General features: G+C 70.3%; 25 protein-coding genes and 1 riboswitch. Of the genes, 11 read left to right on the top strand and 14 right to left on the bottom strand.

Going from position 1 to position 26573, the window contains the following annotated elements; translation table 11 throughout:
- Window positions 1–113 precede the first annotated feature (113 nt).
- The 5 genes from ACFYMC_RS11670 to thrC all read right to left on the bottom strand — a co-directional run bounded on the left by ACFYMC_RS11670 (window position 114) and on the right by thrC (window position 4953).
- Complete coding sequence (locus ACFYMC_RS11670) at window positions 114–254, bottom strand: hypothetical protein (RefSeq protein WP_388522460.1); 141 nt, start codon at window positions 252–254, stop codon at window positions 114–116.
- 537 nt (window positions 255–791) lie between these two features.
- Window positions 792–2417, bottom strand: a complete 1626-nt coding sequence (groL, locus tag ACFYMC_RS11665; protein ID WP_388522457.1) for a chaperonin GroEL — start codon at window positions 2415–2417, stop codon at window positions 792–794.
- Between the two features lie 345 nt (window positions 2418–2762).
- Complete coding sequence (locus tag ACFYMC_RS11660) at window positions 2763–2966, bottom strand: cold-shock protein (protein ID WP_005315736.1); 204 nt, start codon at window positions 2964–2966, stop codon at window positions 2763–2765.
- Window positions 2967–3350: 384 nt separating this feature from the next.
- Window positions 3351–3629 carry a MoaD/ThiS family protein gene (locus ACFYMC_RS11655; protein ID WP_388522455.1) on the bottom strand — a complete coding sequence of 93 codons (279 nt, stop codon included), beginning with the start codon at window positions 3627–3629 and terminating at the stop codon, window positions 3351–3353.
- A 34-nt stretch (window positions 3630–3663) separates the two neighbouring features.
- Window positions 3664–4953 (bottom strand): threonine synthase, encoded by a 1290-nt coding sequence (gene thrC, locus ACFYMC_RS11650; RefSeq protein WP_388522452.1) that lies wholly within the window; start codon window positions 4951–4953, stop codon window positions 3664–3666.
- A 17-nt stretch (window positions 4954–4970) separates the two neighbouring features.
- Window positions 4971–5122: riboswitch (SAM riboswitch) on the bottom strand.
- A 182-nt stretch (window positions 5123–5304) separates the two neighbouring features.
- Between thrC and ACFYMC_RS11645 the strand changes: the two genes are divergently transcribed.
- Together ACFYMC_RS11645 and ACFYMC_RS11640 are read left to right on the top strand one after the other, a co-directional pair.
- Window positions 5305–6300: a glucosyl-3-phosphoglycerate synthase gene (locus ACFYMC_RS11645; protein ID WP_388522449.1), complete on the top strand. Its 996-nt coding sequence runs from the start codon at window positions 5305–5307 to the stop codon at window positions 6298–6300.
- A 75-nt stretch (window positions 6301–6375) separates the two neighbouring features.
- Entirely contained in the window at window positions 6376–7782 is a 1407-nt protein-coding gene (locus ACFYMC_RS11640) for a trehalose-6-phosphate synthase (protein ID WP_388522447.1), read from the top strand.
- A gap of 70 nt (window positions 7783–7852) precedes the next feature.
- Here ACFYMC_RS11640 and otsB read toward each other — a convergent pair whose 3' ends face one another.
- The gene (otsB, locus tag ACFYMC_RS11635) at window positions 7853–8710 is read right to left on the bottom strand and encodes a trehalose-phosphatase (protein ID WP_388522444.1); all 858 of its coding nucleotides are present in this window, start codon (window positions 8708–8710) and stop codon (window positions 7853–7855) included.
- 144 nt (window positions 8711–8854) lie between these two features.
- On the opposite strand from otsB, the gene ACFYMC_RS11630 reads away from it, so the two are divergent.
- Complete coding sequence (locus tag ACFYMC_RS11630) at window positions 8855–9091, top strand: DUF3263 domain-containing protein (RefSeq protein WP_388522442.1); 237 nt, start codon at window positions 8855–8857, stop codon at window positions 9089–9091.
- Window positions 9092–9165: 74 nt separating this feature from the next.
- Here the strand turns inward: ACFYMC_RS11630 and ACFYMC_RS11625 are convergent, their stop codons facing one another.
- Complete coding sequence (locus ACFYMC_RS11625) at window positions 9166–10386, bottom strand: extracellular solute-binding protein (protein WP_388522697.1); 1221 nt, start codon at window positions 10384–10386, stop codon at window positions 9166–9168.
- Between the two features lie 254 nt (window positions 10387–10640).
- Between ACFYMC_RS11625 and ACFYMC_RS11620 the strand changes: the two genes are divergently transcribed.
- The 3 genes from ACFYMC_RS11620 to ACFYMC_RS11610 all read left to right on the top strand — a co-directional run bounded on the left by ACFYMC_RS11620 (window position 10641) and on the right by ACFYMC_RS11610 (window position 13978).
- Window positions 10641–11663, top strand: a complete 1023-nt coding sequence (locus ACFYMC_RS11620) for an ROK family protein (RefSeq protein ID WP_388522440.1) — start codon at window positions 10641–10643, stop codon at window positions 11661–11663.
- The gene (gene nagA / locus ACFYMC_RS11615; protein ID WP_388522437.1) at window positions 11663–12820 is read left to right on the top strand and encodes an N-acetylglucosamine-6-phosphate deacetylase; all 1158 of its coding nucleotides are present in this window, start codon (window positions 11663–11665) and stop codon (window positions 12818–12820) included. The genes ACFYMC_RS11620 and nagA overlap by 1 nt, the downstream gene beginning before the upstream one ends.
- A gap of 204 nt (window positions 12821–13024) precedes the next feature.
- The gene (locus ACFYMC_RS11610) at window positions 13025–13978 is read left to right on the top strand and encodes a 1-phosphofructokinase family hexose kinase (RefSeq protein WP_388522435.1); all 954 of its coding nucleotides are present in this window, start codon (window positions 13025–13027) and stop codon (window positions 13976–13978) included.
- 164 nt (window positions 13979–14142) lie between these two features.
- Here ACFYMC_RS11610 and ACFYMC_RS11605 read toward each other — a convergent pair whose 3' ends face one another.
- The gene (locus ACFYMC_RS11605; RefSeq protein WP_388522432.1) at window positions 14143–15135 is read right to left on the bottom strand and encodes a CBM35 domain-containing protein; all 993 of its coding nucleotides are present in this window, start codon (window positions 15133–15135) and stop codon (window positions 14143–14145) included.
- A gap of 79 nt (window positions 15136–15214) precedes the next feature.
- Window positions 15215–16903, bottom strand: coding sequence for a diguanylate cyclase CdgB (gene cdgB / locus ACFYMC_RS11600; RefSeq protein ID WP_388522429.1), 1689 nt, complete (start codon window positions 16901–16903; stop codon window positions 15215–15217).
- A gap of 373 nt (window positions 16904–17276) precedes the next feature.
- On the opposite strand from cdgB, the gene ACFYMC_RS11595 reads away from it, so the two are divergent.
- Complete coding sequence (locus ACFYMC_RS11595; RefSeq protein ID WP_388522694.1) at window positions 17277–17762, top strand: flavin reductase family protein; 486 nt, start codon at window positions 17277–17279, stop codon at window positions 17760–17762.
- Window positions 17763–17899: 137 nt separating this feature from the next.
- Here the strand turns inward: ACFYMC_RS11595 and arfB are convergent, their stop codons facing one another.
- Window positions 17900–18325, bottom strand: a complete 426-nt coding sequence (gene arfB / locus ACFYMC_RS11590; protein WP_388522426.1) for an alternative ribosome rescue aminoacyl-tRNA hydrolase ArfB — start codon at window positions 18323–18325, stop codon at window positions 17900–17902.
- 146 nt (window positions 18326–18471) lie between these two features.
- Between arfB and ACFYMC_RS11585 the strand changes: the two genes are divergently transcribed.
- Window positions 18472–19047, top strand: coding sequence for a TerD family protein (locus tag ACFYMC_RS11585; RefSeq protein ID WP_388522423.1), 576 nt, complete (start codon window positions 18472–18474; stop codon window positions 19045–19047).
- Between the two features lie 145 nt (window positions 19048–19192).
- Here ACFYMC_RS11585 and ACFYMC_RS11580 read toward each other — a convergent pair whose 3' ends face one another.
- A complete protein-coding gene (locus ACFYMC_RS11580) occupies window positions 19193–20614 on the bottom strand; it encodes a M1 family metallopeptidase (RefSeq protein WP_388522420.1) in 1422 nt (473 codons plus the stop codon).
- A gap of 145 nt (window positions 20615–20759) precedes the next feature.
- On the opposite strand from ACFYMC_RS11580, the gene ACFYMC_RS11575 reads away from it, so the two are divergent.
- A complete protein-coding gene (locus ACFYMC_RS11575) occupies window positions 20760–21260 on the top strand; it encodes a hypothetical protein (RefSeq protein WP_388522691.1) in 501 nt (166 codons plus the stop codon).
- A gap of 45 nt (window positions 21261–21305) precedes the next feature.
- Here ACFYMC_RS11575 and ACFYMC_RS11570 read toward each other — a convergent pair whose 3' ends face one another.
- Window positions 21306–21974 carry a pentapeptide repeat-containing protein gene (locus ACFYMC_RS11570; protein ID WP_388522417.1) on the bottom strand — a complete coding sequence of 223 codons (669 nt, stop codon included), beginning with the start codon at window positions 21972–21974 and terminating at the stop codon, window positions 21306–21308.
- Window positions 21975–22033: 59 nt separating this feature from the next.
- Window positions 22034–22936 carry a YhjD/YihY/BrkB family envelope integrity protein gene (locus ACFYMC_RS11565; protein WP_388522415.1) on the bottom strand — a complete coding sequence of 301 codons (903 nt, stop codon included), beginning with the start codon at window positions 22934–22936 and terminating at the stop codon, window positions 22034–22036.
- A 275-nt stretch (window positions 22937–23211) separates the two neighbouring features.
- On the opposite strand from ACFYMC_RS11565, the gene ACFYMC_RS11560 reads away from it, so the two are divergent.
- Together ACFYMC_RS11560 and ACFYMC_RS11555 are read left to right on the top strand one after the other, a co-directional pair.
- Complete coding sequence (locus tag ACFYMC_RS11560; RefSeq protein WP_388522412.1) at window positions 23212–24585, top strand: hypothetical protein; 1374 nt, start codon at window positions 23212–23214, stop codon at window positions 24583–24585.
- Complete coding sequence (locus ACFYMC_RS11555) at window positions 24557–25921, top strand: CoA transferase (RefSeq protein ID WP_388522409.1); 1365 nt, start codon at window positions 24557–24559, stop codon at window positions 25919–25921. Before ACFYMC_RS11560 ends, ACFYMC_RS11555 begins: the two co-directional genes overlap by 29 nt.
- A gap of 47 nt (window positions 25922–25968) precedes the next feature.
- Here the strand turns inward: ACFYMC_RS11555 and ACFYMC_RS11550 are convergent, their stop codons facing one another.
- Entirely contained in the window at window positions 25969–26445 is a 477-nt protein-coding gene (locus tag ACFYMC_RS11550; protein ID WP_388522406.1) for a GNAT family N-acetyltransferase, read from the bottom strand.
- Window positions 26446–26573 lie beyond the last annotated feature (128 nt).

Below are 26573 nucleotides of genomic sequence, written 5' to 3'. Positions count from 1 at the left end.
GCGGCCTGTGCGATCAGGTCCTCCAGCAGAGCTTCGAAGACCCCGGCGTCACGCCACTGCCGGAAGCGGTTGTGGACGGTCGGCCAGGCGCCGAACTCCACCGGCATCTCCCGCTACTGCCCGCCCGTCCTGAACCGCCAGATCACGCCCTCGAACTGCTGCCGCAGCCGCTCGGAGTGCGGGCCGTACTCGCCGATCGGCAGGTACGGCCCGTTGAACTCCCATTCCACATCCGTCAGTTGCGTACGCGTCACCCAAGAAGGGCTACCCGTCCAGGCCCCGCCGCGCAGACAGAACCCGCAGATCGATCACGATCGGTACTCGCCCAGGACGCGCCTCAAAGCGGCGAGGGTACCGCGCCGGCCTTCACCCCCGCGCCGCGATGACCCGGATCAAGGAACTCACCAGCATTCCTTGATCACGACCAAAAACGCTCCTTAGGGGCTGTACCGCACTACCCGGTGGATCGGCGCGCGGCGGAAGGTGCGGTGCCTCGCAAGGCGGAGGGTCGCCTTCCTACCCAGTGTGTTCGGCCGATCCGACAAAGCGGCGAGGCGCATTGGCCGTCGCCGCGCGCCCGCCAGGGCCGCGGGACAGGCCTTGGGCCCGGTCGGTGAAGTTCCCAGACCCGTCCTCCGGGCGGCACGCTCACCCTCTGGAGCGCTGGGCCGTGCCGTGAACCGAGCGGGCGCTGACGCGCACACGCCCGAGGGCGGTACCCCTGGTGCAGGGGTACCGCCCTCGGTTGCAACTGGCTGGGTGCTGGGCCCTGAACCACTGATCCGGGTGGATCAGAAGTCCATGTCGCCGCCCGGCATGCCGCCGCCCGGAGCACCGGCCGCAGCCTTCTCCGGCTTGTCGGCGATGACGGCCTCGGTGGTGAGGAACAGCGCGGCGATGGACGCCGCGTTCTGCAGCGCGGAGCGGGTGACCTTCGCCGGGTCGATGATGCCCTCGGCGATGAGGTCCACGTACTCGCCGGTCGCGGCGTTCAGGCCCCAACCCGGGGTCAGGTTGCGGACCTTCTCCACGACGACGCCACCCTCAAGGCCGGCGTTGACGGCGATCTGCTTCAGCGGAGCCTCAAGGGCCAGCTTCACGGCGGAGGCACCGGTGGCCTCGTCGCCGTCCAGGTCGAGCTTCTCGAAGACGGCGGTCGCCTGGAGCAGGGCCACGCCACCACCGGCGACGATGCCCTCCTCGACGGCGGCCTTGGCGTTGCGGACGGCGTCCTCGATGCGGTGCTTGCGCTCCTTGAGCTCCACCTCGGTCGCGGCGCCGGCCTTGATGACGGCCACGCCGCCGGCCAGCTTCGCCAGGCGCTCCTGGAGCTTCTCGCGGTCGTAGTCCGAGTCGGAGTTCTCGATCTCGGCGCGGATCTGGTTGACCCGGCCGGCGACCTGGTCACTGTCGCCAGCGCCGTCGACGATCGTGGTCTCGTCCTTGGTGATGACGACCTTGCGGGCGCGGCCGAGCAGGTCCAGCCCGGCGTTCTCCAGCTTGAGGCCGACCTCCTCGGAGACGACCGTGCCGCCGGTGAGGATGGCGATGTCGCCCAGCATGGCCTTGCGACGGTCACCGAAGCCCGGAGCCTTGACGGCGACGGACTTGAAGGTGCCACGGATCTTGTTCACGACGAGCGTGGACAGGGCCTCGCCCTCGACGTCCTCGGCGATGATCAGCAGCGGCTTGCCGGACTGCATGACCTTCTCCAGCAGCGGAAGGAGGTCCTTCACGTTGCCGACCTTGGAGTTGACGATCAGGATGTACGGGTCGTCGAGCGACGCCTCCATACGCTCCATGTCGGTGGCGAAGTACGCCGAGATGTAGCCCTTGTCGAAGCGCATGCCCTCGGTGAGTTCCAGCTCCAGACCGAAGGTCTGGGACTCCTCGACGGTGATGACGCCTTCCTTGCCGACCTTGTCCATGGCCTCGGCGATGAGCTCGCCGATCTGGGTGTCGGCGGCGGAGATGGAGGCCGTGGAGGCGATCTGCTCCTTGGTCTCGACATCCTTCGCCTGCTCAAGCAGCGCACCGGAGACGGCCTCGACGGCCTTCTCGATACCGCGCTTGAGGGCCATCGGGTTGGCGCCGGCGGCCACGTTGCGCAGGCCCTCGCGGACGAGCGCCTGGGCGAGGACGGTGGCGGTGGTCGTACCGTCGCCGGCGACGTCGTCCGTCTTCTTGGCGACTTCCTTGACCAGCTCGGCGCCGATCTTCTCGTACGGGTCCTCCAGCTCGATCTCCTTGGCGATGGACACACCATCGTTGGTGATCGTGGGGGCGCCCCACTTCTTCTCAAGGACGACGTTGCGACCCTTGGGGCCAAGGGTGACCTTGACGGCGTCGGCGAGCTGGTTCATGCCGCGCTCCAGGCCGCGCCGGGCCTCCTCGTCGAACGCGATGATCTTGGCCATGTGAAGTGGTCCTCCCGGACAGGGGTGGATTGCTCCGGACCGCGCCAGCGCCCGCGACGGACGGCCTGCGCGCCTTGGCGGTTCCTTCCCGCCCGGCCTCGCGAGCCTCACCGACCCGGTCCCGTTTTTGTCACTCTCACTCGGAGAGTGCTAACGCCAATGATTAGCACTCGCCCCCTCCGAGTGCAAGCGCCTCCCGCGAGCCGGGACGCGGATCGGGAGCCGGATCGGGAGACGATCAAGGTGGGCGCGGGAGGGGAGCAGGGCGGGCACGCACGAGGGGTCCGTACCCATGGTGGGTACGGACCCCTCGGCGTGAATACGTCCGTGGTCGATCGCGCCTGGTCAGACGGCGAGCTTGACCATGTCCGCCTGTGGACCCTTCTGGCCCTGCGAGATCTCGAACTCGACCCGCTGACCTTCTTCAAGGGTGCGGTAGCCGTCCATCTGGATCGCGCTGTAGTGGACGAACACGTCCGCACCACCGTCGACCGCGATGAAGCCGTAACCCTTCTCCGCGTTGAACCACTTGACGGTGCCCTGAGCCATGCCTAACTCCCCTGTTACTGGCCCTTGCGCAGGTCCACACTTCGCGGACCTGGGTCAGACCTAACGCGTCGACCGCGGCTGAATGTATCTGCACGGACGCTGTCTGCAACAGGTCAATCCGACGAGAAATCTGGACAGTCCAGTATGTGGAAAAGCGGGGAAAATTTACATCAACGCCGGGCAAGTCGGGCTGGGCAAAATGCGCCAACACCCCATACCGCGCACGACCTTTGGCCCAATGTCGCCCCTCCGAGGCCAAACTCGGAGCCGTTCATATGCATCAGGCACAAACAAGCGAGGGGAACCGCTCTCACTCTATCCCGCGCGACCAACCAGAATTGCCCCCTCCGCTTTAGCGGAGGGGGCATATGCCGGTCCAGGAAATCAGCAGCCGCCAGCCACGGCCGGGATGATCGAGACGCCCGCGCCCTCCGGCGTGACCGCCTCCAGGCCGCCCTCGAACCGAACGTCATCGTCGTTCACGTACACGTTCACGAAACGACGCAGCTTGCCCTGATCGTCGAGAACCCGTGCGGCGATGCCCGGGTAGTCCTTCTCCAGGGATTCGATGACCTCGGAGAGCTTCGCGCCCTCGGCGGAAACCTCGGCCTCGCCCTTGGTGTACGTGCGGAGGATGGTGGGGATGCGGACCTTGACGCTCATGCGCTTATCGCCTTCCAGTGTCCGAGATGGGGAATCAGGCCAGGCCCGCGGCGCGGAACGCGTCCAGGCTCGGGCGGATGGTGGCGCTCTGACCGGTGCCGGCCACCGCCTCCAGGGTCTTCAGGCCGTCGCCGGTGTTGAGGACCACCGTGGTCAAAGACGGGTCCAGCCGGCCGTCCTCGATCAGCTTCTTGGTCACACCGACGGTCACCCCGCCCGCGGTCTCCGCGAAGATGCCCTCGGTCCGCGCCAGCAGCCGGATCGCCTCGACGACCTGTTCGTCATTCACGTCCTCGACGAAACCACCCGTGCGGCGCGCGATGTCGAGCACGTAGGGGCCGTCCGCCGGGTTGCCGATCGCCAGCGACTTGGCGATGGTGTTCGGCTTCTGCGGACGCACCACGTCGTGACCGGCCTTGAATGCCGCCGCAACGGGCGAGCAGCCCTCCGCCTGCGCTCCGAAGATCTTGTACGGCTTGTCCTCGACCAGACCCAGCTTGACGAGTTCCTGGAGCCCCTTGTCGATCTTGGTGAGCTGGGAGCCGGACGCGATCGGGATGACGATCTGGTCGGGCAGCCGCCAACCGAGCTGCTCGCAGATCTCGTAGGCCAGCGTCTTGGAGCCCTCGCCGTAGTACGGGCGAAGGTTGACGTTCACAAAGCCCCAGCCCTCGCCCAGCGGGTCGCCGATGAGCTCGGAGCAGAAACGGTTCACGTCGTCGTAGTTGCCTTCGATGCCGACGAGATCACCGCCGTACACCGCGGCCATGACCACCTTGCCCTGCTCCAGGTCGTGCGGGATGAACACGCAGGAACGGAAGCCGGCCCGGGCCGCCGCGGCGCCCACGGCCCCGGCCAGGTTGCCGGTGGAGGAACAGGACAGGGTGGTGAAGCCGAAGGCTCGGGCCGCCTCGACGGCGATCGCCACCACGCGGTCCTTGAAGGAGTGCGTGGGGTTGCCGGAGTCGTCCTTCACGTACAGCTTGCCCGTGACGCCCAGCTCGCGGGCGAGGTTGTCGGCCTCGACCAACTTGGTGAAACCCGGATTCAGGCTGGGCTTGTCGGCCACGTCCGCCGGAACGGGCAGCAGCGGCGCATAGCGCCAGATGTTGTCCGGGCCGGCCTCGATCTGCCTGCGCAGCGCCTGCGGGTCACCGACCGGCAGCTCGTAGGCCACCTCAAGCGGTCCGAAACACTCGGCACAGGCGAAGATCGGGCCGAGTTCGAAGCGGTGTCCGCACTCCCGGCAGGAGAGGGCCGCAGCGGGACCGAGATCGACGGTGACGCCGGCAGAGGTGGGGGTGACAGTGGTCTGTACAGCCATGATGGCGAGGCCCTTTCTCCTCATCTTCCCCACGGCGCAGGTCGCACCGCGAGACGGAATTGGCACCTTCCCTAGTCGGGGCCTCGCTGATGTTGCGGAATCGCGAGTGCCGACTGGAGGGTTGCCGGGGCTTCAACGGGCCGTATCCCTCTGCCCCTCTGGATGAGCGGTATGGCGCCGGGCCGGGCCCGGGCGTTTGTACGCGAGCGACCCCGACATGCGAGGGCCCTCCGCGTTGTTCAAGACTGTAACCGAAGGGGATGGCCGGCGAGACAGCCGTCCGAACCGCGAGATGGATCACGTTTTGGCCATCGAATCCTCGAATCGAACGACCCAGGGAGCGTGCGGACCGTGCTGGAAGAGGTGGAGCGCTGGCTTGCCGGACGGTCCTGGGCGACCGCCGACCGGCCGCTCGACCGGCTGGTCGCCGCCAAACGGGCCACCGGCAGCCGGGTCAGCGTGGTGCTGCCCGCGCTCAACGAAGAACAGACGGTCGGTGCGATCGTGGCGACCATCCGCCGGGAGTTGGTCGAGTCCCCGCGGCTGGCCGTACCTCTCGTGGACGAACTCCTGGTCATCGACTCCGGCTCCACCGACCGGACCGCCGAGGTGGCCGCCAAGGCCGGCGCTCGGGTGATCCACCGCGACGAGATCCTCCCGCGCGTTCCCGCCGTGCCCGGCAAGGGTGAGGTGCTGTGGCGTTCACTGCTGGTCACCGACGGGGACATCATCTGCTTCGTCGACGCCGACCTGCGGGACTTCTCGGCAGACTTCGTCTCCGGCACCATCGGGCCGCTGTTGACCGATCCCGACATCGCGTTCGTCAAGGCGATGTACGACCGGCCGCTGGGCACCACCCCCGGCCAGGGCGGCCGGGTCACCGAACTCGTCGCCCGCCCACTGCTCAACCTGCACTGGCCCCGACTGGCCGGCTTCGTCCAACCCCTCGGCGGGGAGTACGCGGTACGTCGCGGACTACTGGAACGGCTGCCGTTCCCCGTCGGCTACGGCGTCGAACTCGGGCTCCTGATCGATGCCTTGGACGTGGTCGGCCTCGATGCGCTCGCCCAGGTCGACGTGGGGGTGCGGGTGCACCGCCACCAGGACGGTCAGGCGCTGGGCCGGATGGCCGCGGCCATCTACCGCACCGCGCAGCTTCGGCTGGCCCGCGCCCACCTGGTACGCCCGGTGCTGACCCAGTTCGAGCGCGCCGAAGCGGGCTTCGTCCCGCGCACCCACGCGGTGGACACCGAGGAACGCCCGCCGATGCGGGAGATCGAGGAGTACGGCAGGAGGCGCCGGCCCGTACCGCCGCCGCCCCGGCCTCAAGGGGAACGGTGTCGCTGAGCCCGGTAGCGTAGGACTCCCGCCAGGGAAACCGACCGTACGTTTGACCGCTCGCCCGACGGATAGGTTCGCGGCATGGCTACCCAGGACGCCCAGGAAAACCATCAGGTGCTCGTCGCGTCGAACCGCGGCCCGCTCTCCTACCATCTCGCGTCCGACGGAGGCCTGGACTCCCGCCGGGGCGGCGGCGGACTCGTCTCGGGCCTGTCCGACGCGCTCGGCCAGCACCCAGGGGCACTGTGGGTGTGTGCGGCGCTCAGCGAAGGCGACCGGGAAGCGGTGCGGCGGGACGTGCTCGAACCCGGGGTCCGGATGCTGGACATCGATCCCACGGTGTACTCCGAGGCCTACAACCAGATCGCCAACTCGGTGCTGTGGTTCACCCACCACACCCTCTACCAGATTCCGCTAGAACCAGTGTTCGATGCCGCCTTTCGTCGCCACTGGGAGTCCTTCCGCGCCTACAACACCGCCTTCGCCACCGCACTGGCCGAATCGGCCGGCGAGGGCGCCCGGGTGCTGATCCAGGACTACCACCTGGCGCTGGCCCCCGGCATGCTCCGCCAGCTCCGCCCGGACGTGCGGATCGCCCACTTCACCCACACTCCCTGGGCCCCGCCGGACTACTTCGGCATGCTGCCCGCCGACATCCGCTCCGAACTCCTGGACGGCATGCTGGGCGCGGACCACCTCGGCTTCCACACCGCCGCCTGGGCCGAGGCGTTCACCACCTGCGCCGAACGCTACGGGCACACCGGATCCGCCGCCCCGCGCGTGGCCGCCCACCCGCTGGGCGTGGAGGCCGAGGACCTGCGCGCACTCGGCCGCCGCCCAGTGGTCGAGGAGCGGTTGACGGAACTGCGCGAAGCCATAGGAGACCGGGACCGCAAGACCATCGTGCGGGTGGACCGCACCGAACTGAGCAAGAACATCCTGCGGGGTCTGCTCGCCTACCGCGAACTGCTCGCCACCCGGCCGGAATGGCACGGAAGGGTCGTCCACCTCGCCTTCGCCTACCCCTCCCGGCAGGACCTGGCCTCCTACCGCTCGTACACCGCCGCCGTGTCCCAGCTCGCCGAGGAGATCAACGAGGAGTACGCCACCGGGAGCTGGCGCCCGGTCGTCCTCTACGTCAAGGACGACTTCCCGCGCTCCCTGGCCGCCTACCGCCTGGCGGACGTGGCCCTGATCAACCCCGTCCGGGACGGCATGAACCTCGTCGCCAAGGAGATGCCGGTCCTCTCCGACGCCGGTGTGGCGCTGGTGCTGTCACGCGAGGCCGGGGCCTACGCGGAACTCGGCGAGGACGCGATCTGCGTCAACCCCTATGACGTCTCCGAGACCGCCCGCGCCCTACACGAGGCACTGACCATGCCACCGGCCGAACGCACCGTCCGCACCAAACGCCTCGCCGCGGCGGCTACCGCCATGCCGCCGCGGCGCTGGTTCGAGGAGCAGCTGACTGCCCTGTGGCAGGACTAAAGCCCCTCCGGGCGGGGACGGACGGGCTCCCTACCCCGCGCGGACGGCCGCACGGGCGCGCCGCCCCGGCTCAGTCCGTGGGCGCGGGCAGCCGGTCGGCGAGCGCGGTCAGGAAGGCGACCACCTGTGCGGGACCGTTGAGGGTCAGGTCCGCACGGTCGGAGAGCTCGGTGACCTCCGTGCTGCCGCTGCACACCAACAGGCCCGGCTGCCCCTCCGTGCGGCGCTTCTCCACCTCGGCGAAGGCAGCGAGGTCACCGAGGTCGTCACCGGCGTAGAGAACCGCGGAGGCTCCCGCGTGGGCGAGGTAGTCGCGCAGGGCCACGCCCTTGTCGGTCCCCGGTGGCCGGAGCTCCAGCACGGCCCGGCCGGGCTCCACGATCAGGCCGTGCCGCTCCGCGAGGTCGGCCAACGGGCCGCGCAGCGCCTCGAAGGCCGCCATGGGCTCGGCGGCCCGCCGCGTGTGCACCGCGACCGCGCGCCCCTTCTCCTCGATCCAGGTTCCCCGCCAGGCCCCGATCTCGTCGAGGAATCCGGGGAGTTCAGCACGGACCGCCGCCACCCCGGGATGCTCGGAGGGCGCCGAGACGATGCCGCTCACCGCATCCCATCGTTCCGCTCCGTAGTGCCCGAGGACGACCAGGTGCTCCAGGCCGGGGACACCGGCGAAGCCGCCGTACCGCACGGCAACTCCGGCGGGTCGGCCGGTGATCACGGCGATCGATCCGACCTTGGGGGCGAGCGCGGCCAGTGCGGGGACCGCGCCGGGGTGGGCCCGGGCCTGCTCGGGATCGGGCACGATCTCGGCCAAGGTGCCGTCGAAGTCCAGCGCGACGACGGCCGAGCTGGGTTCGTGCAGCAGCGCGTCGAGGCCTTCACGCCCGGCTGCGGTGACGGGGTTCGGCAGGGTGTTCGGATGGCTGCCCATGTTCCTGACCCTACCGGCGCCCCGGGGGCTCACGCCGGGCGTATGGACGCATCCCCGAACGGAAATTCCCACTCCCAGGCCCGCCCGGTGCTGGGGGCCGGGGGCTCGGGGCCATCGTCGCCCGACGGAGCTATGTTGGTCCGTGTGACGGATGACCTGCCTCTCTCGGACCGCGAACGGGCGGTACTACGCTTCGAGCGGACCGGCTGGCCCGGCCCGGGCGCCAAGGAGCGAGCGATCCGGGAACAGCTGGGGTTGTCCCCCGTGCGGTACTACCAACTACTGAACGCGCTTCTGGACCGCCCGGCGGCGTCGGCTCACGATCCGGTCACCGTGAACCGGCTGCGCCGGCTGCGCGAGCGCCACCGCGCAGAGCGCTGACCCCATCGGCGAACGCCGATCCACCTGCGGATCGCTGATCCGGGCCGATCCCGGCCCGGATCACGCGCCGCCCGTTACTGGGCGTCCTCCGCGGTCTGGGCGTCCTGCGCGATCCGCTCCAGCACCGAATCGGCCCGCCCGGAAGGCATGACGGCGCTACCGATGTTGCTCTTCACACTCTCACTGACCGCTGCCCAGGACTTCTTGCCCACGGGGTACAGCCGGGATCCGGGGAGTGCCGTGAGGAAGTTCTTGAGCTCCTCGTCCGCGGGGTCGCTGCTCTGCTGCATGGCGCGGTAGCCGCTGTTGGTGACCGGCAGCAGGCCGTAGGTGCTGGTGAACTTGGTGACGTTCTTCTCCTCGTACAGGAAGTCGAGGAACTTTCCGGACTCCTTGCGGTGCCCGTTCTTGAAGGCCATCACCCAGTCGGCGACGCCCATGGTCGGCTGCTCCTCGCCGTCCAGCGTGGGCATGGGGACCATCCCGTACTTCACGCCCTTGCTGCTGGCCTGCTTCATCAGGGTGGGGTGGCCGTTGAGCATGCCCACCTCGCCGCGCGAGAAGGCGTCGAAGGCGTCCTGCCGGTTGAGCTTCCAAGGCTCCACCGAGCCGGTCAGCCCCGGCGCCACCAGCTTGTCCTTGAGCCAGTTGAGCGTCTTGACGTTCTCCGCGGAGCCGATCTTGTAGACCTCGTCCACGTCGGTGTAGCCACCGCCTCCGCTGAGCAGCCACATCATGGTCTCCGCCTGGGCCTCCTCACGGCCCAGCGGCAGCGCGAAGGGGGTCTTGGCCACGCCCTTGAGCTTCTTCGCCGCCTCCTCCAGCTCCGCCCAGGTGGTCGGCGGCTTCGCGATTCCGGCCTCCGCGAACAGGTCCTCGTTGTAGAACAGCAGTCGGGTGCTGGAGACGAAGGGCATGCCGTACTGGACGCGCCGGACTTCGCCGGCATCGACGAGCGATCCGAGGAAGTCGGCCTGGGTGGTGATCGTCAGCAGTTCGTCGGCGGAGTAGAGCTTGTCCTCCGCCACGTAGTCGGAGTAGGCGCCGATCTGGGCTATGTCGGGGGCCTTGCCCGCCTTGACCTGCTCAGCGACCTTGGCGTCCACCTCGTTCCAGGAGTAGACGCTGACCTCGACCTTGATCTCCGGGTTCGCCTCGTGGAAGGCGGCTGCGAGGTCGTCCCAGTACTTCTGGGAGCTGTTGGCCTCACTGTCGCCGTAATCGGCCGCCACGATCTTGAGGGTGACGTCGTTGTCACCGGTGAGGCTGCCGCAACCGGTCAGCGTCATCGTCATCGCCAGTGCGGTGCCGGCCGCGGCCAGTGCCGGGTAACGGGCCTTCACAGATTGTTCCCACCCTTGCTGCTCAGCATTTGTGTGTCGCTCCCCCCGGCACGACAAGGCATGAGCTGCGATTTTGCCCCATGGCTGGATATGAGGTCTACACCAAGGTCTAAACCACACCGAGAGGGTGCCTCTTTTGTATGGCTAGTCAACAATCCACCCCAGTGGACTAGACCTTTCGTGTCCGATCGGGCGAGACTGTCCCCGTGAAACACGTCATCGCCCTCGATGTGGGCGGCACCGGGATGAAGGCCGCCCTGGTCGGAGCGGACGGCACACTGCTGCACCAGGCCCGTCGCGCGACGGGCCGCGAAAGCGGACCCGAAGCAGTGGTCGAAACCATCCTCGGCTTCGCCGCCGACCTGCACGCGCTCGGACGCGAGCGGTTCGGCGAACCCGCCTGCGCGGCCGGAGTCGCCGTACCCGGAATCGTCGACGCCGACCGCGGCATCGCCGTCTACGCCGCCAACCTGGGCTGGCGCGACGTACCGATGCGCAACCTCCTCAGCGAACGGCTGGACGGCATCCCCGTCGCCCTCGGCCACGACGTACGCACCGGCGGCTACGCCGAAGGGCGCATCGGCGCCGGCCGGGAGGCCGACCGCTTCCTCTTCGTACCGCTCGGCACCGGCATCGCCGGCGCCATCGGCATCGCCGGCCGCATCGAGGCCGGCGCCCACGGCTACGCGGGCGAGATCGGCCACATCGTCGTACGGCCCGGCGGCCCCGCCTGCGGCTGCGGCCAGCGCGGCTGCCTGGAAACCCTCGCCTCCGCCGCCGCCGTGACCCGCGCCTGGGCCGCAGCGAGCGGTGACCCCGGCGCGGACGCCGCCGACTGTGCCAGGGCCGTCGCCGTCCACGACCCCAGGGCCATCGCGGTGTGGGAGGAAGCCGTCAGCGCCCTCGCCGACGGGCTGGTCACCGCACTGACCCTGCTGGACCCACGCACCCTGATCATCGGCGGCGGGCTGGCGGAGGCGGGCGAGACACTGTTCCGCCCGCTACGCGCCGCCGTACGCGAGCGCGTCACCTTCCAGCGGCTTCCCGACATCGTCCCGGCCGCCCTGGGCGACACCGCGGGCTGCCTCGGCGCCGGCCTGCTCGCCTGGGACCTACTCGCCCCCGCCGAGCCCGCCCCCGGCAGCCCGGCCGGCGCCCCGCCAGCAACCCGCGAGCACCGCACCACCCCACCCCCCACCGATCCACTTGCCACGGAGGTAACCGCCTGATGGCCGGAAGCGCAGACTGCACCGTTCTCTCCGGCGCCAGAGTGGTGCTGCCGACCGGAACAGTGGAGGGCGGTCGGGTGATCGTCGAGGGCACCCGGATCGCCGGCAGCGCCCCCGACGGCGCCGCCGTCCTCGACCTCACCGGCCACTGGATCGTGCCCGGCTTCGTCGACCTGCACAACCACGGTGGCGGCGGCGCCTCCTTCACCTCCGGCACCCCCGAAGAAGTACTGCAAGGCGTCCGCACCCACCGCGAACACGGAACCACCACCCTGGTCGCCTCCACGGTCACCGGCGAACTCGACGCCCTCGCCCGCCGGGCCGCCCTGCTCGCCGAACTCGTCCAGCAGGGCGACCTGGCCGGCATCCACTTCGAGGGCCCCTTCATCTCCCCCTGCCGCAAGGGCGCGCACAAGGAGGACCTGCTCCGCCACCCCGACCCCGCCGAAGTGCGCAAGCTGATGGACGCCGCGCACGGGAGCGCCCGGATGTTCACTCTCGCCACCGAACTGCCCGGCGGCCTTGAGTCGGTGAGGATGCTCGCGGACCACGGGGTGATCGCCGCCATCGGGCACACCGACGCGAGTTACGAACAGGCCGTACGGGCCATCGACGCCGGCGCGACCGTGGCCACCCACCTGTTCAACGCGATGCCGGGGCTGGCACACCGCACCCCCGGGCCGATCGCCGCGCTGCTGGAGGACGAGCGGGTCACCGTAGAACTGATCAACGACGGCACCCACCTGCACCCGGCGATGCTGGAACTCGCCTTCCACCACGCCGGTCCACGCCGGGTCGCGCTGATCACCGACGCGATGGACGCCGCCGGCTTCGGGGACGGCATCTACCACCTCGGACCCCTGGAGGTCGAGGTCAAGGACAGCGTGGCACGACTCGTCGAGGGCGGCGCCATCGCCGGCTCCACACTGACCCTGGACACCGCCTTCAAACGGGCCGTGACGGTGGACGGCCTGCCGGTCGAGGACGTGGTGCAGGCGATCTCCGCCAACCCGGCACGGCTGCTCGGCCTGTCCACGGAAGTGGGCTCCCTGGAGCCGGGCAAGTACGCCGATCTGGTGGTCCTGGACGCCGAGTTCACCCTGAAGGGCGTGATGCGCCGTGGCGAGTGGGTCCGCAACCCGCTGACGTCGAACTGACCTTCCGCCAGCGGTCCCGCGGGGCCCTGACGGTCCGCGGAGCGGTGCTGAGGGAGCAGCTCCGCTGAACACCCCTCAGGAGTGGCGGAACGCAGCTCATTTGGGACGGTGGCCGGTCCGCACCCTGGGCCGGCCACGTTCCGTTTGACATCATCCCCGGTCAGTGGCCTGAACGAAGTGGCCGGAACCGGGGGGTGAAGACGGATGATCCTGACCGTCACGCTGAATGCCGCACTCGATGTGACCTACGAGGTGCCCAGGCTCGCCCCGCACCGCTCGCACCAGGCCGGCCCCGGTACCGAACGCCCCGGCGGCACGGGCCTGAACGTCTCCCGGGCGTTGACCGACCTCGGCCACGAAGTGGTCGCCACCGGATTCGCCGGCGGCGCCACAGGCGCCACCGTACGCACCCTGCTCGCCGGCACGGCCGTGCACGACGCGTTCGTCCCCTGCGCCGCGGACAGCCGCCGCATCCTGAGGATCGTCGACCGCTCGGGCGGCGGCCCCACGCACTTCCACGAGCCGGGCCCCCACATCTCCACCGGCGAATGGGAACGGTTCCTGATCGAGTACTCCAAGACCCTGCCGCAGGCACGCGCCGTGGCCCTCTGCGGCAGCCTCCCCCCAGGCCTTCCGGTGGGCGCCTACGCGCAGTTGGTCCGGGCCGCACGCGCGGCCCGCGTACCGGTCCTCCTGGACACCGCTGGAGAGCCGCTGCGCCGTGGCATCGCCGCACGGCCCGACGTGGCCCGACCCACCGTCGAGGCACTGGCCCAACTCACCGGCGCCCGCGACCCCCTGGCCGCCGCCCGTGCCGCCCGCCGCCGAGGCGCCCACGCCGTGGTCACCGCTCTCGGCCCGAACGGTCTGCTGGCCACCACCGGGGAAGGCAGCTGGCAGGCCATCCCGCCCGGCCCCGCGGAGGGCGAAGGGGCCGCCGGAGCCGGCGACTGCGCCACCGCCGGCCTGTTGTCGGCCCTGGTCGAGGGAGAGAACTGGCCCTCCCGGCTGGCCCGGGCCACCGCGGTGGCGGCCACAGCACTGCCCCCGCCCGCGAGCCGCGCCTTCGACACCGGCGCCTACCCCGCACTGCTCGCCGACGTCGTGGTGAGCGCCCTCACTCCAGATCCGGGGCCAGGACCCTCAACTCGGCCCTAGAAGACCGATGAAGATCTTGCTTCGACTGCCCGGCTCGCCCCGGATTGCCCGCTAATATCAATCGCCATGAACCGGTACAAGCCGGGCGTGATTTCAAGATCTTCAGGACGCTTCTAGGGCGTGTTGCGAACGTCCCTCCCGGCCGCCCGCGCTGGCCGGAGCCCTTAGCGGGGCTCCAGTTTGAACTGGTCGATCACGGCCTCGCACTGGTTGCCCTGCTCGCAGGAAACCTTGATCTCATTGGTGCCCTTGTTGAGGTTGATGTAGTTGAAGGTGTAGGTCCAACCCTTCTCCCAATCCCCCTCCTTGGCCTTGGCGTGATTACGCAGCCGCAGTTCACGGGTCTGCGCCGTTCCGTTCACCGAGAGCGTGGCCGTGGCGTCCTTGCCGGGCACTCCGTAGTACGTCCGGAACTTGTACTCGCCGGACTTGGGCACCTCCACCGTCCACGTCACCGCGGCGCCGACCTGGTTGAAGCCGCCCACGTACTTGCCGCCAGCGGCCTTGGCACCGGGAATCTCCGTCTCCGGGACGGCTCCTCCGGTGAGCACCAGGCCGGAGCCGGTGGCCGCGTCCGACTTCGGCAGCGAAGCGTCCTTCGACGGGGCCGCCTTGCTCGGCTCCGCCTTGTCGCCGGGGGTCTGGGGAGCGGAGGTCGCCTGCGGGGAGGCGTCGTCGACCGGAGCGCCCTTCGTGTCCCCCTTGTCGGAGAGCCAGGCCACACCGATGCCGATCACCACGGCTCCCACCACGGCGACCGCGCCGATCAGCAGACCCCTACGGCTGGAGTCCCGGCGGGGCTCCTCGTGGTGCTGGGGCGGGGCCGCCGGAGGCTGGCCGCCGTAGGGCGGCTGCTGCTGCGGCACCCCGTACCCGCCGGCCTGGATGGCCTCGGGAGCCTGGTAGTGCGGCTGCTGCTGTGCGGGGGCCTGCTGACGGGCGCCGTACTGACGCTCCCCCACGGTGCGCACCTGGTTGTAGGACGTCCGCGGCACCCGCGGCTGGCCGTTTGACGGACCGGGGTAGCCGTAGCCGCCACCGTGCGTGGGCGGGGTGGCACCGGCTGCCTGACCGTCCGCGTAGAGGTAGCCGAACGGATCGTCGTCATCGGGCGCACTCGCGCCGTTGTTCGGGCCGTTGTTCGCGGGCGTCGTCATCGCGGGTCCATCCTTTCGACCCCCGGGAGCCTACATCGAACAGGCACTCTCCCGGGCCCGAGGCGAACGCTCACCTCGGTCAACCAGCCCTTCTCTGGGCCTTGGAGCGCGACCGCTTCTCGATGTACATCCGCTGGTCAGCTGAGCGAAGCACTTCGTCGGCGGACATCCCACAACTTGCCCAGCCGATCCCGAAGGAGGCTCCCACCCGTACCGCCCGACCGTCCACCCGGATGGGCGGGATGATCGCGTTGCGCAGCCGCACCGCGAGATCGGCGGCATCGGCTGCGCCGAGCCCGTCCGCGAGGACCACGAACTCGTCCCCGCCGAGCCTCGCGACGGTGTCCCCGTCCCGCACCCCGTTGGTCAGCCGGCGGGCCACCTCGATGAGCACGGCATCACCGGTGTGGTGACCGAAACGGTCATTGATCGACTTGAAGCCGTCGAGGTCGCAGAAGAGGACCGCGAGACCCTTGGTCCCGTCATCGAGGTCGGACGCCGGGGCCACGGTGTGGACGTGGTGGTCGTAGCCGGAGTCGACGCGGTAGCCGTCCGGTGCCGGGTAGCCGTCAGCCCCGTAGCCGTCGACGGGGAAGCCGTGCGGCCCCACCGCCGCCCCGCCCTCGAAGGCGTCCCGCCCCTCGAAGGCCGCGTCCAGTGCCTCCACCGCGGAGGCCTGGGTGGACTGCTGGGGTCGTCGGCACAGCCGCGCGCTCAGGCGGGACCGCAACTCCGCGCTGTTGGGCAGCCCGGTGAGCGAATCGTGGCTGGCCCGGTGGGCGAGCTGGAGCTCGTGCCGCTTGCGTTCCTCGATGTCCTCGACGTGGGTGAGCAGGAAACGCGGCCCGTCGGCGGCGTCGGCGACCACCGAGTTGCGCAGTGACACCCACACGTAGGAACCGTCCCGCCGGGCCAGCCGCAGCTCCGCCCGCCCGCCCTCGGCGGAGGTCCGCAGCAGCGTGCCGATGTCCTCGGGGTGCACCAGGTCGGAAAAGGAATAGCGGCGCATCACCGACGCCGGGCGGCCCAGGAGCCGGCACAGGGCGTCATTGGTGCGCAACAGCCGCCCGTGCTGGTCACCGCCCATCTCGGCGATCGCCATGCCGCTCGGCGCGTACTCGAAGGCCTGCCGGAAGGACTCCTCGCTGGCCCGCAGCGCCTGCTGCTCGCGCTCCAGCCGGACCAGGGCCCGCTGCATGTTTGCGCGGAGCCGGGCGTTGCTGATCGCAATGGCGGCCTGAAAGGCGTACATCTGGAGCGCTTCCTGCCCCCAGGCTCCGGGCCGCCGCCCGTTTCTGGGCTTGTCCACCGAGATCACGCCCAGCAGCTCCCCGCCGGAGGCGTACATCGGGGCGTAGAGGCGGTCCTCGGGGTGCCATTCGTCTTCGAAGCGCGGCTCGGGGCCCTCGGTGTGCCACTGCGGCACGTCGTCCTCGATGAGGACCCAGCCCTCGGTGTGCGGGATGAAGCGCAACCCGCCCCAGGACTCGCCCATCGACAGACGGCGGTCCCAGGAGGCGCGGGAACCGACCCGGCCGGTGATGAGGGCCTCCGCGGCGGGGTTCCCCGCGAGGGCGGCGACCACGAGGTCACCGTCGGGACGGACGAGGTTCACGCAGGCGAGCTCATAGCCGAGACCGCTGACGATTCCGTCGACGACTGCCTGGAGGGTGTCGGCGAGGCTGCGGGCCTTGTTCAGTTCGGCTACGACCTGGTGCAGCTGCCGCAGGGTCGCAAGACGGACGTACGGCTCCGACTCGGTCTCCATTGTTCGCTCTCCCCGAGACCTCGACAGCAACTCCAGATTGTTATTCGGCGTTTCGTTGCGTTGTCCGCCCCACTGAATCACAGTGAGCTGTGCGCCCGGTACACAGGGTCAACAAATCTTGCTCTCTGTGACTCAAGTCACATCAGGTGAGGAGGTTCGGCCTCTTTTCCGGAGCAAACCGGAAGGGCACGTGCGGGCAATGCCATGCGGGACACGGGGTGGCCGTACGACCTAGGCCTCCCGCCCGGCTCCGCCTCGTCCTCAGGCCGGATGCGGGCGCGTGGGAGCGAAGACTAGCGTTTCGGACGTGCTGAAGACGAGACCGAAAACCGTTCATCCTGAAGGGGTGAGCAATGAAGAGTTCCGCGCCGCCATGTCCCGGCTGGCCGCCGGCGTGGTGCTGATCACCGCCCATGAACCGCCGCTGAGCGCCCAAGGGCCACGCGGCGAGGACGTGGGCATGACCGCCACCGCGTTCATGTCGGTGTCCCTGGAGCCACCCCTGGTGGTGGTCAGCCTGCGCGAGGGCTCCCGCATGGACGATCTGCTGGCCGAACAACCGCTGTGGGGCGCCTCCGTACTGGCGGAGAGTCAGCGTCACGTGGCGGGCAGGTTCGCGATGAAGGGCCGGATCAGCGACCGGCTGCTCTTCGAGGACGTACCGCACGTACGCGGCGAGGCCTCCGGCGCGCTCCTGATGGGCGGCGCACTGGCCACCTTGGAATGCCGTACCGAGGACCGGGTGGCCGCGGGTGACCACACCCTGGTGATCGGCCGGGTGCTGACAGCAGCCACGCCCAGCCCACAGGGCGCTCCGCTGGCCTACTTCCGCGGCAAGTACCGGCAGTTGGCTCCTTGACGGCCAGTGCGACTGTGTGCCCCCGCTGGGCGCAGGACCACTCCACGCCACCCGCACGGTCGGGGGCCCTCAGAGCGCGGAGCCACCGTCCGCCGGCGCCCGGGCGCCGACGCTGCCCGGCGCCAGGACGCGGCGCGCTACCAGTCACGGCCCGAACGGCCCCGCTTGGTGTCCCCGCGCTGCTTCTTCTCGCGCAGGCGCCGCTCGTTGATGCCCCGCGGGATCCGAGTCGGCCGACGCGGTTTGGGCGGCGGCGCAGTGGCCTGCGCGAGCAACGAGGCCAGGCGGACCATGGCCATCTCCCGGTTGCGCCACTGCGAACGGTGCTCGGACGCCCGCACCACGACCACGCCGCCCACCAGGCGGGGCGCCAGCCGCTCCAGCGCCCGCTCCTTCCACACCGGCGGCAGCGCTTCGGTGGCGGCGAGGTCGAAGCGCAGCTCGGCCTGTGAGTCACTGGTGTTGACGTGCTGTCCGCCCGGGCCGGAGGAGCGCGAGAAGCGCCACTGGAGCTCGGACTCCGGCAGGACGACCGAACCACGGATGACGTAGGGACCAGGCATGCCCCCATCATCGCCGTCCGGACCGCCGGGCGTCATCCGCATTTCACCCGTTACGGAGGAGGGAACTGTGGGTGGCTGCTCCGCGTTGGGACGGGTAGCGGTAGCTTCGTGGAAGCTCCGCACACCGACGAGAAGGGGACATCCCAATGGCAGTAAGCCTGTCCAAGGGCGGCAACGTTTCGCTGACGAAGGAGGCGCCGGGTCTCTCCGCCGTCACGGTCGGCCTCGGCTGGGACGTCCGCACCACCACGGGCACCGACTTCGACCTGGACGCCTCCGCCATCGCGGTCAACGCCATGGGCAAGGTCGTCTCCGACAGCCACTTCGTTTTCTTCAACAACAAGTCCACCCCGGACCAGACGATCGTGCACACCGGCGACAACCGCACCGGTGAGGGCGCCGGCGACGACGAGGCCATCAACGTCAACCTGGCGGGCCTGCCGGCCGATGTGGACAAGATCGTCTTCCCGGTCTCCATCTACGACGCCGAATCCCGCAGCCAGAACTTCGGCCAGGTCCGTAACGCGTACATCCGCGTGGTCAACCAGGCCGGCGGCAGCGAGATCGCCCGCTACGACCTCAGCGAGGACGCCGCGACCGAGACCGCCATGGTCTTCGGCGAGCTGTACCGCAACGGCGCCGAGTGGAAGTTCCGCGCCGTGGGCCAGGGCTACGCCTCGGGCCTGACCGGCATCGCCCAGGACTTCGGCGTCAACGTCTAAGACAGGGGCCAGCTGATCCGCCGCCCCGCGGCGGCCGGAGCACCCAGGGGCAGGGGCCGGACCAACCGTCCGGTTCCTGCCCCTTGGCCATGGCGCCCGGCCCCGCCAGCGGTTGCACGGCGCCCACGGGCCCCGATGCGCCGGCTCAGGGCAACTCGGGCTTGTCCTGGCCGTACAACCATGAGTCCCAGAGCTCACTCAGGTCCACTGCGGCCCGCTTGTCCACGTACCGGGTGAAGTCAGCCGTGCTGGCGTTGCCGTGCCGGTGGTCCGTGGTCCATCCGCGGACCACGGCGAAGAACTCAGCCTCCCCCAGTTCCTGCCGGAGCCGGTGCACCACCATCGCCCCGCGTTGGTAGACGGGCGGATCGGAGATGTTCTCGGCGGCGGGAGGCTCGGCCGGCGGGAAGGCCCAGACCTCCTCCTCGTCCGCCTCCTCGTCGAACTCGGTGTCGCCTTCGTAGAAGGCGTCGAAGTACTCCTGTGCGGTCGGGCCACCGTGCTCCTCGGACCACAGCCACTGCGCGTAGGTGGCGAAGCCCTCGTTGAGCCACATGTCCTTCCAGGACGCCGGAGTCACGGAGTTCCCGAACCACTGGTGGGCCATCTCGTGCACCACGAGGTCCACGCTCGGCGCCCCGGGGAACACCGGGCGGGTCTGCGTCTCCAGGGCGTAGCCGAGAGCGCCCCCGGAGACCACCACCGCACCGGTGGAGGCGAAGGGGTAGGGCCCGAACTTGCGCGCCGACCACTCGACGATCTCCGGGAGCCGCCTGAGGGCGGCCTCGCTCTTCTCGGCCTCGCCCGGATCGACCGCCGTGTAGACGGGGATGCCCGAAGCCGTGGCAGCCGTGGAGATCCGGTACTTGTCGATGCCCAGCGTCGCCACGTAACTGGCCATCGGCTCGGCGCTGCGCCAGCGGAAGACGCTCTTGCCCCCCTGTGTCGCACGGGCCGTCAAGGAGCCGTTGGATACGGCCTCGTACCCGGCGGGGACGGTGACGGCGACGTCATAGGTGGCCTTGTCCGACGGGTGGTGGTTGCCGGGGAACCAGGCCATCGAACCCACCGGTTCACCGACACCGATCGCGCCCCCCTCGGTGGCGATCCAACCCTCCTCCGAGCCGTCCGGGTCCTCGATCGTCTTGGGGACACCGGCATAGCGGACGACGGTGCGGAAGGTCCCTCCGGCCTTGAGGTCGTCGGCCGGACGGATCGTCAGCTCCTGGCCGACCCGGTTGAAACGCGCGGGCTTGCCGTCCACCTCGACGCCCCCGACGTCCATTCCGTCGAAGTCCAGGTTGAAGGCGCTCATGCTCCGCTCGGCGCGTGCGGTGATCTCCGCCCGGCCGGTCATCCGCCCCTCCTCGGGCGCGTACTGCAGATCAAGGTCGTAGTGGGTGACGTCGTACCCGCCGTTGCCCGCCCTCGGGAAGTACGGGTCACGCAACGTCGAAGCCCCCGGTCGGCCCTGCACCGCGCCATTCGTGCAGGCAGAACCCAGGCCGAGCGCGAGCAGCACGGCGACGGTGGGGCGAACGAGGTGCCGCGGGCTCCAGTGATCCACTCCTCGATCCTAATCGGATGGCCCCGGCACGGTCGCCGGCGCCAAGGCGCGACGGCTGCCCCCTGGGCCGCGCGGTTCGACGGACCGCCAGGTGCCACAGGCCCGGGCGCGGGCGATCGAGTCCGCCCGTGGGACGATTCGCTACGTGCTCGACATCGGCTACTCCCTCTCCCGGCGTTTCCCTGACCCCCCGCAGACCGACTACCGGTCGGCGTCGGTGGCCCTGCTCCGCCACGACTTGTTCTGCGGGGACGTCTACCTCGCCGACACCAAGGCGGACCGGGAGGTGTCCACGGCCTGGGGATGGGTGCCCGTGCTCGACTTCGCCTGGGCCCTGTGCGACATCGTCGAACAACTCGACCGCGACCCGCGCGGCAGCCGCTCCTCCACCCGCCAGTACGCCGAACTGGACTTCACCGAGTCCAGCGACCGCATGTTCTTCGAGCGACGCTTCGGCTGGGTCGACGTGGAAGCCGACTGGATGCCGGCCGAAGAGGCACCGCTGACCTTCAGCCACCGACTGCTGCGCCGCGAAGCCCGGGACTTCCTCCACGACCTGATCGCCGACCTCACCGACATGCACGAGGGCCTCGGCGACAACCCGGCGATCTGGGACCTACAGGCCCGCTTCCCCCGCATCGCCTGAGCCCGCCGACCAAACCACCAAGGCCCGATCTGCCCCGGGACCGGATCAGCCCGCCACCCGCACCCCGATCTGGGCGGCGAACGCCGGCGCCAGGTCGAGCAGCTGCGCCGGGCTGATCACCGCCCCGGCCAACCGCTCCACCCCCCGCGCGATGTCCAGCTCGGAGGCGAACCGCAGATCGACGTCCGCCATCGACACCCCGCTGAAATCCACTCCCCGCAGCACGCAGTCCCGGAACTCCACCCGCTCCAGGCGGGCCCCCGCGAAGTCCGCCTCCACCAGGACGCACCCTTCGAAAACCACGTCCGTCAACCGCGCCTTGCGCAGGTTCAGGTAGTCGATCTTCCCGCCGGAGACCAGGACCCGCTCCCAGCGCGCCCCGTGCGCCTGCACCCCGCCCAGCCGGGCCTCCCGTACCTCGACGTCGCGCAGTGAGGCCTCCGCCAGATCAGTGCCCACACCCCGCACGTCCACCAGGACCGAGTCCACCAGACGGGCCCGGCTCAACCCGGTCTCGTCGAAGGCGCAGCCGGTCAGCCGGCAGTCCAGGAAACGCGCCCCCCTCGCCTGCTGTCCGCCGAAGTCCAGCCCGTCGATCGACAGGCCGTCGTAATCCCCGTCCGCCTCAAGCGCCCCCTGGCCCCAGCCCAACAGCTCCGGCAGCCGAACCTCGGGCCTGCGGGCCGCCCGTACGACGTCATGTCCTCGTGCCATGCGCCCATCGTGCGCCACGGGTGTGACAACAGCCGGCCCAGGAGAGCCGGACCCCGCCCTCAACGAGGCCGCTGGTCGAGCCACCCCGGGGGCGGGCTGCCCAGCCATCTGGCCACCGCACCCTCCTGGGCGACCACCGCACCCGTACTGACCCCCACGGCCACCGCCACGCACACCACGATCAGCCAGGAGAGCAGCACGAACACCGGACCGGCCGGACCGTACGCGGACAGCGCGCGGTCGATGGCCCGCGGCATGTAGAAGCCCGCGCCCAGGGACAGGGCGGTGACCGCGGCGGCCGTGAACACCGCCCCGGGGAGCAGCGGCACCCAACGCACCAGACCGCCCAGCAGCAGGTGCTGGGTCCACCACCACAAGGCGGTCTGCGAGACGAAGGTGACCACGACCGCCACCCCAAGACCCGCCCCGAAACCGTCCCGCAGCGGGGCCTGCACGACCAGGACCAACAGCCACACCCCGATCCACACCGGCCACCGCCACACGGCCACCCGGGGACCGGACCGCGGAATCCCCCAGGCCCGCTTGCACAGCCGCTGCATGGCGCGGCTCACGGCAGTGGCCGACAACAGCACCATCAGCGCGCCGACGACACCGGTGGCCTGCTGGAGGTCCTCGCTCTGCGGCCGGAACACCGCCTCCAACTGGGCACTGGCCGCACCGCTCAGCCCGAACACCGCACGGACCGAGGCCACCAACTGCTCACGCAGCACCTGCGGCGCGAACGAGGCGAAGACGAAGACCAGCGGAACGGCCGTCAGGAAACACTGGGCGGCCAGCCGGGTGGCCGAGTCGAAGATGTTCACGGCCAGCATCCGGTCGGCGAGATGGGTCACGACGGGGAAGCGGCTCTCCGTCCGGGCGTGAACCCGCTGCGCCCGCGCGACCAGCCGCGCCGTCCTGCTGCGCCACCAGGACGGCCGCAGCAACGAGCTCCGAGCCATCAACGGGCCGGTGTCGGGCCGGCGCGGTCATCGCCCCGCCCCGTGAAGCTCGGTCCAGTCCTCCGTCCGGTAGTGCCCAAGGCGGTGCTCCTTTCCTCGCGCCCTCGCCCCTCGCCAGGGTGCCGCCCGGGAACCAGGGCGGCATCCCGGGATCGTCCGGTTGGCAGCAGCACGACGGGCCGGGCCCGTTCATCCGTACGGGCGCGGACGGCTCGCGGCCGGCCGGCCACCACGGTCTGCTGGCAGCCAGACCTGGAGGCAGGGGAGGACGGACGATGGCGGACGACGGTACGACCGGCCCGGAGCGAGAACCCCGCCGCCCAACCGACCCCGACCCGGAGCGCTCCGAGCTGGAGCAGCTGCGCGGCCGGGTGGCCGCTCTGGAGGCCGACCAGGCCGCCCGCACGCCCCACCACCGGTGGCGGTCCTTCTTCTGCGTGCTGCTGATCGTCATCGGCTGTCTCCTGGCACCGCTGGCCGGCGTCGCCGCCTGGACGTCCAGTCAGGTCGGTGACACCGACCGGTACGTGGCCACCGTCGCACCGCTCGCCTCCGACCCGGACATCCAGGCAGCGGTGGCGAACCGGGTCACCAACGAGGTGATGAAGTACGTCGACGTACCCAGCCTGTTGGAAACCGCCGCGCCCGCGGACCGCCCCCGCCTGGAGAAGGCGCTCGGTCTGCTCGGGAACTCCCTGGAGGGGGCGGTGCGCAGCTTCGTGCAGGACCGGACCCAGGACATCATCGCCTCGGGGGCCTTCGAGCAGATCTGGACCGAAGCCAACCGGCGGATCCACACGGCCGTGGTCAAGGCCCTCACCGGCAGCGACAACAGCACCGTCAACATCCAGAACGACTCGGTGACCCTCGACCTGGGCCCCCTGGTGGAACAGGTCAAACAGCGCCTGATCGCCGACGGCATGACCCTCGCCTCGAACATCCCCGAGGTGCACACCGAATTCACCATCCTGCAGGCGGACAACATCGGGAAGGTCAAGACCGCCTTCCGGCTGCTGGAGATCGTCGGGTTCTGGCTGCCCGTGCTCTCGGTGCTGTTCCTGGCCGCCGGAGTGTTGCTCGCCCAGCACCGCCGCCGGGTGCTGATCACCGCCGCCCTGTGCCTGGCCCTCGCGATGCTGGTGCTCGGCGCCGCCCTGACCATCTTCCGGGTGGTGTACCTCAACGCCCTGCCCGACAGCGTCTCGCAGCCCGCCGCGGAGTCGGTGTACGACATCCTGACCCGCTACCTGCGCACCACCGTCCGCACCACGGTGGCGGCCGGCGTGGTGGTCGCCCTCGCCGCCTGGCTGACGGGGCCGAGCCGCTGGGCCACCCTCTCCCGACAGCTGTGGGACTCCGGTATCCACTCGGTGCGGGACACCGCCGACCGGGCCGGCCTACGGACCGCCCCGGTGGGCGCCTTCGTCCGCAACCGGCGCGGTTGGATCACCTGGATCCTGGTGGCCGTGACGGTGCTCGTCTACTTCCTGTGGAGCTACCCCACCGGTTGGGTGGTCATCGGGCTGGCCCTGACCCTGCTCTTCGCCCTGGCCGTGGTGGAGTTCCTCGCCGCGGAACCGGAGGCTGGTGCACCGCCCCCCAAGATCACAGAATTGCCCGATGACGACCACAGACCATGGGAACACTGACCCCGCCACCGCCCAGGCCTGGAAGGCGCTGGGCGGTGCACCGGAACTCGCCGCCAAAGTCAGCTACCACGGCGTGAGCGGACTGGGCAGGGGCACCCTGCCGGTACCGGGCCTGGCACGGGCCACCGTCGGCGCCTGTTCCCTGGCCGCGGCGGAACTCGCCGCGGTACGGCAAGGCCGCGGGCCCCGCTCGACGACCCCGCTGCGGGTGGACGAAGGAGCAGTCACCACCGCCTTCCACAGCGAACGGCACCTGCGGATCGCCGGGCGCGCGCCGCAAGCGTTCGCCGAACTGTCCGGCTTCTGGCGGGCCCGCGACGGATGGGTGCGCACCCACGCCAACTACCCGCACCACCGGGCGCGCCTCCTCTCGGCCCTCGCAGTCGCCGATTCCGCCCGGCCGGTGGAGGCACTGCGGGCCGCCGTGGCCGAACGCACCGCGGTCGAGGTCCAGGAGGCGGCGTATGCGGCCGGCGGGCTCGCGGTGGCCGTGACGACCGCCCCCGGAGGTCCACACCCACTGCTGCGGACCACAGCCGAAGGCGGCGACATCCCGCTACCGGCCTGCGAAAGCCCGCTGCCGGCGACCGGCGTACGGGTCCTGGACCTGACCCGGGTGCTGGCCGGCCCCGTGGCCACCCGCGTCCTGGGGCTGCTGGGCGCCGACGTACTGCGGGTGGACTCCCCCGCGCTGCCCGAGGACGCGGACACGCACACCGACACCGGCTTCCAGAAGCGCTCCACCCGCCTGGACCTCGCGCACTTCGCGGACCGCGCCCGTTTCGAGGAGCTACTCGCCCAGGCACACGTCGTGGTCACCGGCTACCGCCCCGGGGCACTGGACCGCTTCGGGCTCGCTGCGCAGGCACTGGCGGAACGCCGCCCGGGCCTGGTGGTGGCCCGCCTCTGCGCCTGGGGGTGGACCGGCCCCTGGGCCGGGCGGCGCGGCTTCGACTCGCTGGTGCAGGCCGGGTACGGCATCGCCGCGGCCGAGGCGGATGCCGACGGGCACCCCGGCACGCTGCCCGCGCAGGCACTCGACCACGGCACCGGATACCTGCTGGCGGCGGCGGTACTGCGGGCTCTGGCAGAGGGCGGCGGCCGGTTGATCGACCTGTCCCTGGTCGGTACGGCGTCCTGGCTGCTCCGGGACGTGCCAGCAGTCGAAGGGCGCCCCGCATCCGGCCCTGGACACGTCCCCGATCCGTACCTTGCCGAGGCCGACTCGGCCTACGGCCCGTTGCGCTACGCGCGGCCACCGCTGGGCGGGTCGGTACCCACCGACTGGACGCGCCGGCCTTCGCGGTGGGGCCAGGACGCGCCGGTCTGGCTCTGAGGACGGCAGAACCCCTCACCCGCGCCGGACGGTCCCGGCCCTGGCGTTCAGCTGGGCCCGCCGAGGCCGGTGAGGGCCTCGTCCGTCAGCCGGAACACCGTCCACTCGTCCTGCGGCAGCGCACCCAGGGACTTGTAGAACTCGATGGAAGGCGCGTTCCAGTTCAGTACGGCCCACTCCAGACGGCCGTACCCGCGCTGCACGCAGATGCGGGCCAGTTCGGTCAGCAGGGCCCGCCCATGGCCGCCGCGCCGCAGGTGCGGGCGCACGTACAGGTCCTCCAGGTAGATGCCGTGGACGCCTCGCCAGGAAGAGAAGTTCAAGAACCACAGTGCGAAGCCGGCGACCTCGCCGTCCTCGGTCTCGGCAAGGTGCGCGAAGGCCGCCGGGTGCTCGCCGAACAGGGCCTCGCGGAGTTGTTCCTCGCTCGCCTTCGCCTCGTGCGGTACCCGCTCGTACTCGGCGAGTTCCTTGACCAGTTGGTGGATGACGGGCACATCGGCGGCGGTCGCGATACGAATCATGGGGCCACCCTAGGACGAGCCGCGAAGGCCGGGCCGGGCCTTCCGCGATCTGCCGCCCCACCCCCTGGTCCGGACACAAGGACCGATCCGGTGGGCGAATCATCGACATCTTGCCACTGGCCGTCACG

Source organism: Streptomyces sp. NPDC006879 (genome assembly GCF_042869595.1).
In the GTDB taxonomy this organism is placed as follows: Bacteria; Actinomycetota; Actinomycetes; order Streptomycetales; family Streptomycetaceae; genus Streptomyces.
Note: the sequence above shows the minus strand (reverse complement) of the source record. Positions and strands in the feature narration are given on the sequence as shown.

Bases quoted from the DNA above. Each gene is read 5' to 3' on its own strand.
- groL (WP_388522457.1), bottom strand. From the start codon at position 2,417: ATGGCCAAGATCATCGCGTTCGACGAGGAGGCCCGGCGCGGCCTGGAG.
- ACFYMC_RS11660 (WP_005315736.1), bottom strand. From the start codon at position 2,966: ATGGCTCAGGGCACCGTCAAGTGGTTCAACGCGGAGAAGGGTTACGGC.
- ACFYMC_RS11655 (WP_388522455.1), bottom strand. From the start codon at position 3,629: ATGAGCGTCAAGGTCCGCATCCCCACCATCCTCCGCACGTACACCAAG.
- thrC (WP_388522452.1), bottom strand. From the start codon at position 4,953: ATGGCTGTACAGACCACTGTCACCCCCACCTCTGCCGGCGTCACCGTC.
- ACFYMC_RS11640 (WP_388522447.1), top strand. From the start codon at position 6,376: ATGGCTACCCAGGACGCCCAGGAAAACCATCAGGTGCTCGTCGCGTCG.
- otsB (WP_388522444.1), bottom strand. From the start codon at position 8,710: ATGGGCAGCCATCCGAACACCCTGCCGAACCCCGTCACCGCAGCCGGG.
- ACFYMC_RS11625 (WP_388522697.1), bottom strand. From the start codon at position 10,386: ATGACGATGACGCTGACCGGTTGCGGCAGCCTCACCGGTGACAACGAC.
- nagA (WP_388522437.1), top strand. From the start codon at position 11,663: ATGGCCGGAAGCGCAGACTGCACCGTTCTCTCCGGCGCCAGAGTGGTG.
- ACFYMC_RS11610 (WP_388522435.1), top strand. From the start codon at position 13,025: ATGATCCTGACCGTCACGCTGAATGCCGCACTCGATGTGACCTACGAG.
- ACFYMC_RS11605 (WP_388522432.1), bottom strand. From the start codon at position 15,135: ATGACGACGCCCGCGAACAACGGCCCGAACAACGGCGCGAGTGCGCCC.
- cdgB (WP_388522429.1), bottom strand. From the start codon at position 16,903: ATGGAGACCGAGTCGGAGCCGTACGTCCGTCTTGCGACCCTGCGGCAG.
- ACFYMC_RS11595 (WP_388522694.1), top strand. From the start codon at position 17,277: ATGTCCCGGCTGGCCGCCGGCGTGGTGCTGATCACCGCCCATGAACCG.
- arfB (WP_388522426.1), bottom strand. From the start codon at position 18,325: ATGCCTGGTCCCTACGTCATCCGTGGTTCGGTCGTCCTGCCGGAGTCC.
- ACFYMC_RS11585 (WP_388522423.1), top strand. From the start codon at position 18,472: ATGGCAGTAAGCCTGTCCAAGGGCGGCAACGTTTCGCTGACGAAGGAG.
- ACFYMC_RS11570 (WP_388522417.1), bottom strand. From the start codon at position 21,974: ATGGCACGAGGACATGACGTCGTACGGGCGGCCCGCAGGCCCGAGGTT.
- ACFYMC_RS11565 (WP_388522415.1), bottom strand. From the start codon at position 22,936: ATGGCTCGGAGCTCGTTGCTGCGGCCGTCCTGGTGGCGCAGCAGGACG.
- ACFYMC_RS11560 (WP_388522412.1), top strand. From the start codon at position 23,212: ATGGCGGACGACGGTACGACCGGCCCGGAGCGAGAACCCCGCCGCCCA.
- ACFYMC_RS11555 (WP_388522409.1), top strand. From the start codon at position 24,557: ATGACGACCACAGACCATGGGAACACTGACCCCGCCACCGCCCAGGCC.
- ACFYMC_RS11550 (WP_388522406.1), bottom strand. From the start codon at position 26,445: ATGATTCGTATCGCGACCGCCGCCGATGTGCCCGTCATCCACCAACTG.